The 13,067-nt window shown below is 40.1% G+C and carries 13 protein-coding genes and 1 pseudogene; all 14 read right to left on the bottom strand.

Annotated features, from left to right (window positions below):
• Positions 1-1,771, bottom strand: a 1,771-nt coding sequence (locus ACVRZH_RS02035; protein WP_447453659.1) for a VirD4-like conjugal transfer protein, CD1115 family, incomplete at its 3' end; no start/stop codon positions are given.
• Positions 1,768-2,259, bottom strand: a complete 492-nt coding sequence (locus ACVRZH_RS02030; protein WP_447453658.1) for a hypothetical protein — start codon at positions 2,257-2,259, stop codon at positions 1,768-1,770. The genes ACVRZH_RS02030 and ACVRZH_RS02035, both read right to left, overlap by 4 nt.
• 59 nt (positions 2,260-2,318) lie before the next feature.
• Positions 2,319-2,915 (bottom strand): CPBP family intramembrane glutamic endopeptidase, encoded by a 597-nt coding sequence (locus ACVRZH_RS02025; RefSeq protein WP_447453657.1) that lies wholly within the window; start codon positions 2,913-2,915, stop codon positions 2,319-2,321.
• On the bottom strand, positions 2,893-3,126 hold the full coding sequence (locus ACVRZH_RS02020) for a transcriptional regulator (protein WP_447453656.1): 234 nt from the start codon (positions 3,124-3,126) through the stop codon (positions 2,893-2,895). Before ACVRZH_RS02020 ends, ACVRZH_RS02025 begins: the two co-directional genes overlap by 23 nt.
• An 8-nt stretch (positions 3,127-3,134) precedes the next feature.
• Positions 3,135-3,512, bottom strand: coding sequence for a hypothetical protein (locus tag ACVRZH_RS02015; RefSeq protein WP_447453655.1), 378 nt, complete (start codon positions 3,510-3,512; stop codon positions 3,135-3,137).
• Positions 3,497-3,946 (bottom strand): hypothetical protein, encoded by a 450-nt coding sequence (locus ACVRZH_RS02010; RefSeq protein ID WP_447453654.1) that lies wholly within the window; start codon positions 3,944-3,946, stop codon positions 3,497-3,499. Before ACVRZH_RS02010 ends, ACVRZH_RS02015 begins: the two co-directional genes overlap by 16 nt.
• The gene (dcm, locus tag ACVRZH_RS02005) at positions 3,930-5,282 is read right to left on the bottom strand and encodes a DNA (cytosine-5-)-methyltransferase (protein ID WP_447453653.1); all 1,353 of its coding nucleotides are present in this window, start codon (positions 5,280-5,282) and stop codon (positions 3,930-3,932) included. The genes ACVRZH_RS02010 and dcm overlap by 17 nt, the downstream gene beginning before the upstream one ends.
• Before the next feature lie 152 nt (positions 5,283-5,434).
• Complete coding sequence (locus tag ACVRZH_RS02000; RefSeq protein WP_447453652.1) at positions 5,435-6,211, bottom strand: replication initiator protein A; 777 nt, start codon at positions 6,209-6,211, stop codon at positions 5,435-5,437.
• On the bottom strand, positions 6,198-6,377 hold the full coding sequence (locus ACVRZH_RS01995) for a hypothetical protein (RefSeq protein ID WP_447453651.1): 180 nt from the start codon (positions 6,375-6,377) through the stop codon (positions 6,198-6,200). The genes ACVRZH_RS02000 and ACVRZH_RS01995 overlap by 14 nt, the downstream gene beginning before the upstream one ends.
• A gap of 543 nt (positions 6,378-6,920) precedes the next feature.
• Positions 6,921-7,774, bottom strand: a pseudogene (locus ACVRZH_RS01990) (Fic family protein).
• 376 nt (positions 7,775-8,150) lie between these two features.
• On the bottom strand, positions 8,151-9,032 hold the full coding sequence (locus tag ACVRZH_RS01985) for an ROK family protein (RefSeq protein ID WP_447453650.1): 882 nt from the start codon (positions 9,030-9,032) through the stop codon (positions 8,151-8,153).
• Positions 9,033-9,042: 10 nt separating this feature from the next.
• On the bottom strand, positions 9,043-10,905 hold the full coding sequence (locus tag ACVRZH_RS01980) for an alpha-galactosidase (RefSeq protein ID WP_447453649.1): 1,863 nt from the start codon (positions 10,903-10,905) through the stop codon (positions 9,043-9,045).
• Positions 10,895-12,229, bottom strand: coding sequence for an alpha-L-fucosidase (locus tag ACVRZH_RS01975; protein WP_447453648.1), 1,335 nt, complete (start codon positions 12,227-12,229; stop codon positions 10,895-10,897). Before ACVRZH_RS01975 ends, ACVRZH_RS01980 begins: the two co-directional genes overlap by 11 nt.
• Positions 12,226-13,065, bottom strand: coding sequence for a carbohydrate ABC transporter permease (locus tag ACVRZH_RS01970; protein ID WP_447453647.1), 840 nt, complete (start codon positions 13,063-13,065; stop codon positions 12,226-12,228). Before ACVRZH_RS01970 ends, ACVRZH_RS01975 begins: the two co-directional genes overlap by 4 nt.
• Between the last annotated feature and the right edge of the window lie 2 nt (positions 13,066-13,067).

Here is a 13,067-nt window from a genome sequence, read left to right as displayed (position 1 = left end):
CACCTTCCTCATCTGCCAGATACTGCCAGTTGGGGTGCTTGAAGGGGTCATACTTCTTGGCATAAAAAGCAGGCGTATTGGCAATTCTGACTAAGCAGTCCCCACGGTCCATGTTTCCTACTTCGTCTGGTGTCATGAGGTCACGGGCAATCTTTTGATGACTAAGAGACCCAGACCCTGTTTGGCCAAAGGACCGACTGGTGTTTCTGACATCAATGGTTTGTTTGCCTAAGAGAGCCGACATAAACTTGAAGGTCTCCTCGTCATTACCTCCCAAATAAAGCAGGCTATCACAGTTTCCTAAAATAGTCTTCCAGGCATCTTTCTCCTTGTAGAGACCTTGGAGTTGGGCAATGTTTTGTAAGATAGGAACAAGGCTGATGTTTCGGGAGCGAACGGTTGAGGTCAATTCCGCAAAGTCTGGAAGCTCCCCGACGTTCGCAAACTCGTCCAGGTAAGCCCGCACATGGATAGGGAGCTTTCCCTTAAACTCTACGTCAGCCTGTCTGGTCAAGGTGGAAAAGACGGTTGAGAAAAAGAGGGCGGACAAGAAGCGAAATGTAGAATCATTGTCAGGGATTACCAGATAAACCATGGTTTTCTGACGTCCCCAACTTTTGATGTCCATAGTATCTAGCTTAGTTAAGTCAATGACTGACTGGATATTAAAAAGAGCAAATTTAGCAGTCGTCACTGCAATGACCGAATCCAAGGTCTTGTCCTTGTAGTTCTGAAAATCTGCCCAGTTTCGCATGGTAAAGTTTTCAGTCCCATAGGTCTTGGCATAGCGCTCAAACATGACCTCTAGGACACTCTTTTCAGCCCCGTCCGCCTTATGAAGGAGCTTAATCAACTTGGAAATTTCCGTAAAAGAGGGATAACGTCCTCTCTTGCGACGGTCTTCCAAATCTTGTTTCTCCTTAGCATAGAGGGATTGCCTCTCTTTCTTGGACAGGCGAGCTTCTTCAATCAGCTGCGCTCTGGTCTTGGGTGGGTTGTAAAAATCCACTAGATAAGAGGCAATGGCCCGAACCAAGGTCATAGACGCCTCGTCCCAGAAGGGATCACTGCGAGACCCATTCCCCTTGGTGTTATTGAAATAGACCGTTAAAAGGCGGTTCAAATCGTTCTCATTTTCGACATAGCGAAAAGGGTTAAAACCGTTACTTGTCATCATAGACACCAGGTCTAAAATCTTAATCTGGTAGCCAGCCTTCAAGAAGAATTTCCCTGTCTTTTGCGGCAGGTGGTCCTTGGGGTCAACGACAATGTTGGAACAGTTGGCTTGAATCAGATTGGGTTTGACAAAGCGAAATGTCTTACCTGCTCCAGAGCCGCCGATAACCACAAGATTCTTATTTCGGTCATATTTAGGGGCTTTTTTCTCCAAGAGGGTCAGCCGAACGGTCTTCGCCAGTAGAGTATCCAAAAAGGGATTTTTACTGGCAAAGGCCTGACTCTCTTGTCTGGTGCCAAAACGAGCTGAACCATATTCCTGACCTTCTCGGTAAACCTTGGCTCCTGACATCGTGTAGAGGTAGGCTAAGCTCATTACCCCAAGACCAAATAGAAACCAGAGGCTGGAGTGAAGGGTAAAGTGGAAATTCCAAGGTTCATCAGCAAAAACATTTTGACCTTCCATCAAGAGATAGGTCCATCGTTCAAGAACAGGCAGGTGACCCAACTCATCATAGAGAAGGCTCAAGCGATGACAGACATAACCTAGAGCTAGACCCATCATGATAAAAACGACTTGTCTTGCTTTTGTCATGACAGCACCATCTCTTTCGTTTTGACGCTAGAATCTTCACTCAGAACAATGCTTTCCTTAGCTAAGGCTATTTCTTCATCTAGGGTCTTATCTGTCACCAAGTCCTTGAGCTTATCTGGGTCATTGACCAGTTCTTTGAGGAGGGTGTCTAGGTGGGTATCCAAGAGAGACCTATCTTTGGTGTAAAAATAGAGATAATCGTCTTGAAAAGCGATAGCCAAAGGCAAGTTGTCCTTAGTCAACATTTCTTTTAGCTTCTCAATATCTACAGGCTTATCTAAGAGTTCTGTTTTTAAGTCAATGCCATCAATGGTAAATGGGGTCTTGATCAAGTCTGCCAAAGTTTGAAGACCAATTTTATAGGCCGTTTCCTGATGAAGACTGCGTTTAATCGACCAGTCTAAAATCTTGAGAAAGGTTCTCAGCGTTAAGAGGCTAGTTCTCTCTAAATACTGAAAAGCTTGGCGTTCCTGTTGTTCACTAGACATAGCTTCTCCTTTCTTTGTAGGGATAGGCTTATCTTAAACCAGTTGCCTCGCCTTTTTTATCACAGAAAAGTAGTTAGTAAGACCAGGCCATTCCAAATCAGATGGAGGCCTGTTACCCCTAATAGGTCAGTTTTTAACCGCATGAAACCAAGGCAAAGTCCTAAACTCCAATAGACCACCCAACTCCCTAAACTATTAGGCTGATGAGCCAAGACAAAGACGATACTAGTTACCAGTAAGGCGTTATAAGGCTTTGGAAAGAGTGTCCAGAGGAAACAACGGTAAACCAACTCTTCGACCAGACTAGCGTTAACCAAAAAGAGAACAAAGACCACCAAAGGTAGTTGAGCTTGAACTGAGATGAGGCTGGTTTGATTGGTAGACGTCACTGGCCATAGAATCCCGACAAGAACTGACATCAGAAACATGCCAGCTAGACAAGTCACCAACCAAATGAGCCTTGACTGAGCAGATATAGACCGAGGAGACTTATTCAAAAGCCAGATCAGACTGGCCAAGTAAAGGAGCTGAAGGACAAGGTCTTCCCACAAGAATAGCTGGTTTCCTAAATACAGGGATACTAATACAGTATTCACATACTGGTAGAGATAGAGACCTACAATTTTCCAGATTCTAGCGTCTAAATAAGTCTTCATAGTCTACCTCCAAGACCAGCACAATTTTCTCCACCCACTTGGTCTGAGGCATTTGACAGGTGGACTTGTAGTGCCTGATTTTCTGATAGAGCCGATTGAACTCGCTGGGGTACTGGTAGCTCCCCGCAAACATCTTCCGTGTCAAATCAGCCCAGCTCATTTCCTTTTCCGACAACAAGAGAGCAACATTCTCCCAAAATAATTCCGCCATAGCCCCTCCTAAACACTCAACAAGGATTTAAGAGCCCGACGCTTTTCCTCTTTCATCTCACGAGGAAGAAAGGCAGGCAAGTCCTCTAGGGTCACATCAGGATAGACCTGCCCCTTATCAACAATCAGAGGTAAACGAAGGCTTCGTGCCCTATTATCCCAGATGATGTCAACAAATCGAGAAAAGGGGAGATTATCCCTGCGTTTGTAAATGAGACAGGTTGGGGTTAGAAAGTCAAAACAGTCTGGAGACAACCGCAACCATTCCAATAGGTCTGCTTTCTTCAGTTGGTCAAAGTCCACCAGCTCATAAGCAATCCCATATTGGTCTAAGGTTTCAACCAAAGACTGGTGGCGTTCTTGGTACTTACCTAGATAGAGTCGCATGTCACAACCTCCTTACCTTTGGTCAGGTCTTCCATCACAAATCCACTAAGGAGCCTGGCCATATTGACAGGAACCCTGCCCTCACTAAAGCACTTAACCGTCACTAAACTCGTCAGAATACCGTCTTTACCTTGATGGGTGTAATGTTGCCCATAGGCTCTAAAGGCCAAATCCCCATCATCTGTCAGGAAACTATCCACTTCGTTTTTGATGTCCCTCTCTTCCAAAAACTCAAAGATCCGATGGAGATTGGATTCGTAAAAGAGAGGATAGTTCATCTCCTTGTGGTAGTCGTCCTCAAAGGTGACTAGAAACTCACAGTCATAATTTGGCAAGGAAAAGAGGCTCTCTGTCAGTCGCTCCACCTCTGCCTGATGAATAACTTGGTCCAAGTCTGAACAGTTCAAGATGGATGTTTTATGTAGTCGTTTCATGAGTATTTTCCTCCAATTTCTTTAATTCTCCTGCGATGGCTGCGATAACAGGGACTGATACGCTGTTTCCAGCCTGTTTGTAGAGTTGGCTCTTGCTTGAAACGGCCTCTGCTCGGTCAAATGCCCAGTCTGGAAACCCTTGGAGGCGAAAGCACTCTCTAGGTGTGAGCTTTCGGATTCTCAGGCGATAAAGTTTATCGCCAACCAAGAAGCCTGTCACCTCAAACCATTTGTCTTTGTGGTATTCCAGGGCTGCGACAACCACCCCTTGTTGGGAGCTGGTCGTTAGCGTATTAGCCATTTCCTTGCCTACCCGTCCACGTTTAGAGTTAGACTTGGGATAAGACAGGTTAACTGAATCACCAACTTCCGCCTTGGCATAGCCTAGCTTGGTGGCCTCACGGATTTTCAAGTGTGGAGCTTCTTGGCGAAACAGGACTTTGGGAACTTTGTCTCCACCTTGCATGGTGGTTAAGGTCGGTGATAAGCCTGTCACATCATAAACCCGTCCTGACTGGGAATAAGTTGTTGGCAAGTTGCCAGCCACTAGAACCCCATGCCTATCTTGAGCCGTTAGGGTAAACATGGGGTCTTGATTAGCTTTGAACCGTCTGCCATTCTGTCGTTTAGTAAGTCTATCAGGTGATAGAACGGGTATGGCAATCTTAACCCCTTCCCCCTTGTTTACGGTTAAGGTCGGTGATAGACCTGTTGCCAGATAGACCTCCCCACTCATCCCCTTTCCAGACGGATTAACATTACCTAGTCGGTCAAGATGAGCTGGGCCACCTTGTTCTCGGAGAGGAAATATTGGTCGGAAACTTCGCTTTCGAGAATGTCCGATAAGAAAGACCCGCTCCCTGTTTTGGGGAAGGCCGAAATCTTTACTGTTAAGCACTTGCCATTCGACATGATACCCCAATTCATCCAGCGTATTGAGGATTGTGGCGTACGTCCGTCCCTGGTCGTGACTGAGTAACCCCTTGACGTTCTCAAAAAATAGATAAGATGGTTGAATTTCCTTGGCACATCGAGCAAGCTCAAAGAAGAGAATGCCTCTAGTGTCCTCAAATCCCAATCGTCGTCCTGCGAGAGAAAAGGCCTGGCAAGGAAAGCCCCCACAGAGGACGTCCACTTGTCCTCGGAGTTTCCTGAGTTGGCCATCTGTGATTTGGGTAATGTCATGGTATTCTAGTTCTCCTTTCGTGTCGTGAATGGCCTGATAAGACCTTCTAGCGAATTTGTCAATTTCGCAAAAACCAATGCAGGTATGACCTTGACTTTCCATGCCTAAGCGAAAGCCTCCAATCCCTGCAAAACAATCAAAAAATTTCATCTGTTTCTCCTTTCGTGCATCAAAAAGACCTTACTCCTCGTAAAGTCTTGGTTAGATATGGTCATCCATTTCTGGAGCGTTTTTGAACTCAATCGCTAGCACGATAAGGGAAAGTACCCACATGCCTAGTAAGGTTTTCCACCACATGATCCTCACCTCCTCTCCTGTTCCTGCCTACGTTTCTTGTTCCACTCTGCCAGAATCCCATTAAAGACATACTCAGCTATAACCTCTGCCGTTCTGGCAAATCTCATGTTCTCCAAAGCATACTGGTAGCGGTCATCAAAGTGCCTCATCACAAATTCAGCAGCATTCCTAGAAAAACCTTCTTGCCTAAACTGGTCATGAACCAGTCCCCAAATGTAGTCTTTATCATAAGGGCTCATTTTTTCAACCTTGCGAGTAAGCCTAATCTCCTCCTCATCCTCTGAAGGAAATTCAGTCTCACTACTATTAGTCTCACTATCTTCAGTCTCACTAGGGGCTGAAATTAAGACGGGGCCTGTCTGTTTTTGAGACTGGCCCCGTGTTTTTTTAACACTACCCCCGTCTGAATTTGACACGAGGGTAGGTTCATGTTCCAACTCACCAAGATAAATCTTGTTTGCGAGCCGTCCTTTTTCACTTGATGACTGTTGGACTTCCTCAATCAAACCATAGTCTCGCAGTGATTTCTTAATCGATAAGAGTTTTGACTTTGAACAGCCTAAAAGTTCCATCAATTTTGAGTTAGAGTAAATCAAGTAGATAGAACCTTCTTCATCTATCCAGCCCCTACTCAAAGATAATTCAAGACGGTCCTTCAAAACAGCATAGGCCACCTTAACCTCTAGTCTCATGTCTTTATATCGCTCACTCTCAAACAAGAGTTTGGGGAGCTTGTAGTACCTCTCTGAGGTTTGGTAGTGATTTGCACTAATGCGTTTCATGTTGTTCCTCCAATACTTTGAGTGCTAGTTGACCAGTTGTAGCAATATTAACCAGCCCATTTGTTTCTAATTCTTTCAACATGTCTGTTGCTTTAGATGATGTAACTCCCATAACAATCATGAGATAGCTAACAACACCTAGGCGAGTTGATTCTGCAAGTTCCACGATTTTCCTCCCTGTAAAATAAAAAAGGCAAGAACACTCTAAATTGTTCTTGCCACAAACTAGGCACCAAACTGGGCACCAAAAAATGGTTTTTATTGCTCATTATTGCTTCTTTAAGCGATGATATTTACTTGCCTATCTATTAGCACAACAACTTAAAAACCCTTTGAAATCAAGGGTTTTAAGGGTTATCCACTTCTCAAACAACTCACATAATCTCTTAGGCACCCATTCAACCATTGAATAGTAGCCATAACTTATAAATCCTTTCGTAGCAAGGGTTTGAGGCCCTTGTCTTAAAAATGTATAGAAAAACCCAAAATAAATGCGATTAGGAATAACCAAATTCAAATCTAAGTTTTTCTATTTTTACCTTCTTTTATAAAATATAATTAACTATCGATCTTTAAAAAGAGAAAATATGACAGCCAATAGAGTTAGCACATTCTATTTTACCATATCTTTTTAAAGTATCGGCCAATTTTTCTCTTTTCAAGTAAGGCTACAGAGTTAAAAGTTGCAATTCGAAATCGACTTGTCACCTCACTCATCACTTAAAATCGTTAGGAACATATCCAATCGCTCATTAAGATATTTAGCGAACAAATTTTCCATCTCTGATAAACTATCTTTTGAATGGTAACCATCAAAGGATTGATAGTAAGCTAGGCAATATGTAAATTTAATATCAATTGGTGGATAGCCTGATTTCATTAACTCTAAGTTGACCAGTAAATGTTCTATACAATCATTGCCATCAATACATCAATAGATGGGTGAATACTTTCAAATTCTATATGAAAGCGTACCATTTTGGTAATCATATTTTCTTGACTCCCAAGATAGTCAGCTAGTAATTGCTCCATCTTGGGGCCAATCATCAAGATTTGAACAGGTATATTAGCAGCCCCCATAATACGAACAAGAACTTTCCGATAGACACCTCTATCCTCTTTTTTATCAGATAAAACTAGATCATGTATAGCTTTGATAACTGGCTCTGTTAATGGCTGATGTTCTGATACCAAGATTTGAACATGCTGAAAGGATTCACGATATCCAATAGCTTCATTGTGTTCTTTCAAGGATTTTTAATTCATTGTCAAACCTCTTAAGACCATATCTGTTTCACGAAGGGTTTTCAATGGCATTCGAGTTGTAGGTATATTCAACCGTAAAATCTTCATTTAAGCGTTCTAACTCTCCTTCTGTCAATGGTCTCAAATTAGCAAGCTTAGCCATTTTTTCATCAATCAAGGGAAGAAGACTTTTCGCTTTTTATAACGAGCATCTGCAGGTTTTCTGCTATCAATGGGGATTTTCCAAGAACGCCCTTCTTGAATGGCTCCTAGAATTTTTCCATCCTTACACAAGGTACGAATACGTCTATCCAAAATCCCCCAAAGCTAGGCCGCTTGTTTTACAGCCATGTAAGTCATATAAAAATCCTTACTTTCTACTCTATTATACTACAGTTACGGAACAAAATGTTAGACCACTTAAATCAAAAAAGAATAATCCTTGCTATGATATCAGAAAGTCTTTACTAGAAGCTAGCTTGAAAATAAAAACTCTTTAAAATGCTAATTTATCAGCATTTCTAAGGATTTTTTTAAGTTTGTTACCAAAAGAAAAAAGATTGAAGAAAATTATCTAAAATGGACTTTTTCTTCAATCTGAATATAATTGTGTTCATTATTTAAACTAATTTTATCGTTAATCTAACTATCAATAGCTATATAGATTTATGGACTGTTTATCTTTACTCCTTTCTTAAATAACTAAAAACGCCGAACCGATAACTCCATTATTGCCTTCAATTTGGGATACTTTAATATTTTCTAAGATATGATATTGCTCTGGATGTAACATATCTTTTAAGGTAATGACTATCTTAGTTACAAAATCTGGATTATGGACAGCGACACTTCCACCTAGAACAATGACTTTAGGGTCCAATAGACAAATCATATGATGTAGTGCCGTTACTAAGCCTGATATTGTATTATCAATGATTTTCTGAGCTACTGGCTCATTATTAAAAACTTGCTCTGTTGTTATCGTATCATCTTGATATAACTGTTTGCCATAAGATGCAATCGCAGGACCTGAACAAGCCAACTCCAATCCACTCGTTTGACCGAAGCTCTGAACAGGCATAAAGCCAATTTCTCCTGCAAATCCTGAACCTCTTAAAATAGTGTTATTAACGATGTTTGTAGACGCAATTCCGGTTGAAATAGTTATGTATCCAAACATGTCATTCGATTTTAAATTTAGGAGACGATATTCAGCATAAGCAGCTACTTTGACATCATTGTCAATCTTAATCAGAATATCACCATATACTTCTTTGAGTCTGGCAACAACTGGAAACTGTTCCCAAGGAATGTTATTTTGAAAAACAGCAATACCATTTTCGACATCAACTTTACCAGGAAGACCTACACCGATCCCTTTGATGTCTCCTGTTGTTAGCTGGTAGCGCTTTAATAATTCATCAATAACTGAACAAACAGATTCAAAGAGAGATTCTGCATTCAATACTTGGCTAGGAACACGCAAGCTATCAATAACATTTCCCACATTATCAACTAGTCCAGCAGCAACTTTTGTCCCGCCAATATCAACACCTATTGCATATTGTTTTGCCATATATACTCCCTCACTTAGACAGAATTAAAATCTCATACGGTGCTAGTTCAATTTCTGTATCAGAAACTTGTGTGTAATCACCTGTAATCTTTTGATAATCCTTCAAATCCCAATCCAATGTAGAAATCGTAGCTGGTTTGTCTGAAGGATTTCTAAGAGAAAGAATCGCCGTATCACCATTCACACAATGATAACCATATATATCAAAAGCTGATGGGCTACCACCAATTTTTTGACTATGCTTCAATGTAGAGTAATTGGCTTCAATCCATTTCACTGCACGTGCATTAGCTTTCCAACGCTCATCATCAAACATGGTGTAAGAATAATGAAATTCCCAGAAAGCATTCCCTCTAGTAGCGATAAACATGAGATAATGTTCAAATTCTTCAACAGTCGCATACATTTGGTGATCCATATACCAAGTATGAGCCGTACTCGCATAAATAGGCTCATGATTGTACAAGGCCCACAATGGTAATTGAATATCACGCTTGTTCAAAAATTCCTCATATTGAGAATCACGATAAGTAATCATACGTTGGATATCATTACCAGCATTTTCAGTAAAGCCAACATCTTGTGAAATCTGAATCCATAAACTGTTAACCCACTGTAAAAACCACGGACTAGGATTAACATAAGACGTTAAATTGAGCCAACAATCTCTTTCGCCACGTTCTAATCTCAGATCTTTTAACAGTTCAATCAAAAATTCGTACACAGGTGTCATTGTGTGCATCGCATAATCACCAGATATATCTGAAACATCTGGTTTTAATAGCCAACCATCAATTTTCCAATAACTAATATCATATTGCTTCTGATACTCTAACATCTTAGCTTTCATACGATTAAGATAATTAAAATCAGCAATATTAACATCATTAGATAGCTTGTTCTTACTGCCAAATTCAGGATGTTCTTCAAGCCAGTCACTCATGATCACTTCAGTACCATTATAACCTCCTCGAGGACCAATCCAAAGCCCTAAGCTAGCTCCAAGACCATTGACCAAACGCTTAACTTTAGTTAAGCCATTAGGAAATTTTTTATTAAATTCCCAAACACTCTGATAATCACACCAGCCATCATCTACAACATAAGCGTCAAGCTGTACGCCGTGATCTTCAAATCCATGAGAAATCTTTTCAAAGCTATTGATGATAATCTCCTCATCAATCTCGGTCATATGATCGTACCAGGAATTATACTGTTTTCTAAAATAACTCGGCTGAGCAATAGCTTCTATGTATAGGAAAAATGCTTTTTGAATAGACATTTTATCTGGATTTTTAGCAGCTCCCATGATAGCTGGCCAAACAGTCTTCTCTTCTGTAATATCATGTCCTACATAGTATCTTGAGGCATATCGTGTATCAACAATTCGGTTCTCGCCCATAGGAAATTCCATACCCAGATATAAGGTTTTGGCATAAACAGGTTGACCGAGTTCGACATAATAACCAGGAAAATCTGCCATTTCTTTGATATTGTCTTGTTTTTTAGGATAGTAAATCCCCTCTTGATCAGAAAACACCAAAACTTCTACATCAATGTAGTTAATGGTTTTATCGCTCTGAAGTATTGTTACTTCTTTAGCAATGACATCTTCACGAGCTGTATAAAGGATATTCAACTTAACATCACTACGGTAAAAATGAACTAATAATGTCTGACGAGTCTCTTCGATAATACGAGCAGAAAAATCTGATGAGCGATATGAAGTGCCATCACAAAATACTATCTCAAATTCTGTTTCTGACTGATTTGAAATAGGAATTTCAGTATGTTTATTTAAAACATGAGTCGTATAGAATCGGTCATCCTGTAATTTAAAATAACGAGCGATTTGATGATTCTCAATTTTCATTATCTACCTCCTTTAACTCAATTTTAATCACACTATCTATATCATCTGGTAATGGGTAGGTAAAATGCGGGATATCACCGTATTGAGCGAAACAAATCCCTTCATAAGCATTTGTCGTCCAACTTTTAGAGATCTTAACTTCACTACCATCATGAAGAAAACTCATTCGTTTGATACTTCTCTCGTCAATACCAATCAAGGCAAGTGGCCCAATTGGTTGCTCAAAAACATGGGCGTAAACGGTATTTCCTTTTTGAGTATAATAGCCCCATTCTGGTTTAGGCAAGGAACTCACTCCACAACCGTAAATAGATTCGCCGTTCTTATTTAGCCAATTCCCAAAATCGTCTAAAATAGATTGACTTTCATGATTGATGACACCTAATGCATCTGGACCAACATTTAAAATCATGTTTCCATTTTTGCTGACACATTCTACTAACTTGCGAATGAGTGTCTTAGACGATTTATAAAGATGGTCGGTTGGATTATAGGCCCAGTTGTTATTCATTGTTAAGCATAATTCCCAAGGTATTGGTTCACCGTGATTATTGCGAATCCCTTCATGAGGCACTATTTGTTCAGGGCTTACAAAATCCCCTGAAAAAATGTTAATATCATCTGTTACAATACTACCAAAACCTTCTCCTGACGTTTCTAAGCGGTTATCAACAACCACGTCTGGTTGATGTTTTCGAACAAGATTAATCAAGTCTGTCGCACGCCATTTTTCTCCAAACATATCACCGTAAGAATAATCAAACCATAGAATGTCTAATTTCCCATACTTTGTCACGATTTCCTCAACTTGATTGTGAAGGAAAGTCAAGTAATTATCAAAGTCAATCTCCTCATCTTTGAAAGATTCATTTGCCCTCATAGGATGAATCATGTCGCCATATTTAGGATAATCTTTGTGATACCAATCAATCAGACTGAAATAAAGACCTACTTTTAGTCCCTCAGCACGAACAGCCTCAACAAATTCAGCAACCAAGTCTCTACCAATTGGTGTATTGGTTGCCTTATAGTCTGTGTAGGCTGAATCAAATAGGCAAAAGCCATCATGATGTTTGGCCGTCAAAACCATGTACTTCATTCCTGCTTTTTTAGCTGCTTTAGCCCACTCACGTGGATTGTACTTAACAGGATTGAATGCTTCAAAATAAGGTTGATAATCTTCAATGGATAATTCTTGATGACTTCTAATCCATTCCCCTTTCCCAGGAATTGAGTAGAGGCCCCAATGGATAAACATACCAAATCTATCTTTCCTAAACCACTCTGTTCGTTTGTTAATTTCTTGTAAACTATTCTTTATCATCCCTTAACAGCTCCTCCTCCTAATGCCTCAATAAAGTATTTACTTGCAAAAGCAAATAGTAAAATTGGTGGCAAAATAATCACTACAATCGCTGAAAATAAGCCATTATAATTAGTGTTAAAACTTGTTGTAAATTGACCGAGTAAGGCTGGGACCGTTAATTCATCCTTATTGATAATTAACATTGATGCCCAATAATATTCGTTCCAGTTATTAATAAATGCCAAAATAGCAGCAGTCAGAATCCCTGGCCTTGCAATAGGCAACATGACTTTCCAAAATGTTTGAGCATAGGTAGCACCATCAATTTCTGCTGCTTCCTCTAATTCTTTAGGAATAATAGCAAAGTAGTTTTTGATGATAAAGAAACTCATTGCAATCCCACTACAAGAATAAACAAAGATCAAGGCTGCTGGTGTGTTGTAAATTCCCAAAATATTGACCAAGCGATAAACAGGGAATGTCATTGCTGTGGCAGGAATAAAAAGTGTCGAGTATAACATGGCAGTAATCACTTTCTTTCCTTTGAATTCCATTCTAGCTATAACGTAGGAAGACATTGATATCATAATGATACTAATAAAGACTGACACCGAAACAACCTTAAAGCTGTTCCAAAAATAATCCAGAACATGTAGTTCAGTAAAAACCTTGATATAGCCTTCAAAGCTCAAATCAGTTGGCAGACTAATACCAGGATTTTTCATTGGATCAGCTTTAAGAGAGGAAAGGAAAATCCATAATATTGGAAAAACTGATATCAAACATGTGATGGCCATATAGCCATATATGATTAATTTACCTGTTCTTGATAATCCACTTAATTTTGAATCCATTT

Source organism: Streptococcus fryi (genome assembly GCF_053206505.1).
Note: the sequence above shows the minus strand (reverse complement) of the source record. Positions and strands in the feature narration are given on the sequence as shown.

Excerpts from the sequence above, each read along its gene's own strand:
- ACVRZH_RS01970 (WP_447453647.1), bottom strand. The coding sequence starts at position 13,065 with ATGGATTCAAAATTAAGTGGATTATCAAGAACAGGTAAATTAATCATA.
- ACVRZH_RS02015 (WP_447453655.1), bottom strand. The coding sequence starts at position 3,512 with ATGCGACTCTATCTAGGTAAGTACCAAGAACGCCACCAGTCTTTGGTT.
- ACVRZH_RS01975 (WP_447453648.1), bottom strand. The coding sequence starts at position 12,229 with ATGATAAAGAATAGTTTACAAGAAATTAACAAACGAACAGAGTGGTTT.
- ACVRZH_RS02030 (WP_447453658.1), bottom strand. The coding sequence starts at position 2,259 with ATGTCTAGTGAACAACAGGAACGCCAAGCTTTTCAGTATTTAGAGAGA.
- ACVRZH_RS01980 (WP_447453649.1), bottom strand. The coding sequence starts at position 10,905 with ATGAAAATTGAGAATCATCAAATCGCTCGTTATTTTAAATTACAGGAT.
- ACVRZH_RS02010 (WP_447453654.1), bottom strand. The coding sequence starts at position 3,946 with ATGAAACGACTACATAAAACATCCATCTTGAACTGTTCAGACTTGGAC.
- ACVRZH_RS02025 (WP_447453657.1), bottom strand. The coding sequence starts at position 2,915 with ATGAAGACTTATTTAGACGCTAGAATCTGGAAAATTGTAGGTCTCTAT.
- ACVRZH_RS02000 (WP_447453652.1), bottom strand. The coding sequence starts at position 6,211 with ATGAAACGCATTAGTGCAAATCACTACCAAACCTCAGAGAGGTACTAC.
- dcm (WP_447453653.1), bottom strand. The coding sequence starts at position 5,282 with ATGAAATTTTTTGATTGTTTTGCAGGGATTGGAGGCTTTCGCTTAGGC.
- ACVRZH_RS02020 (WP_447453656.1), bottom strand. The coding sequence starts at position 3,126 with ATGGCGGAATTATTTTGGGAGAATGTTGCTCTCTTGTTGTCGGAAAAG.
- ACVRZH_RS01985 (WP_447453650.1), bottom strand. The coding sequence starts at position 9,032 with ATGGCAAAACAATATGCAATAGGTGTTGATATTGGCGGGACAAAAGTT.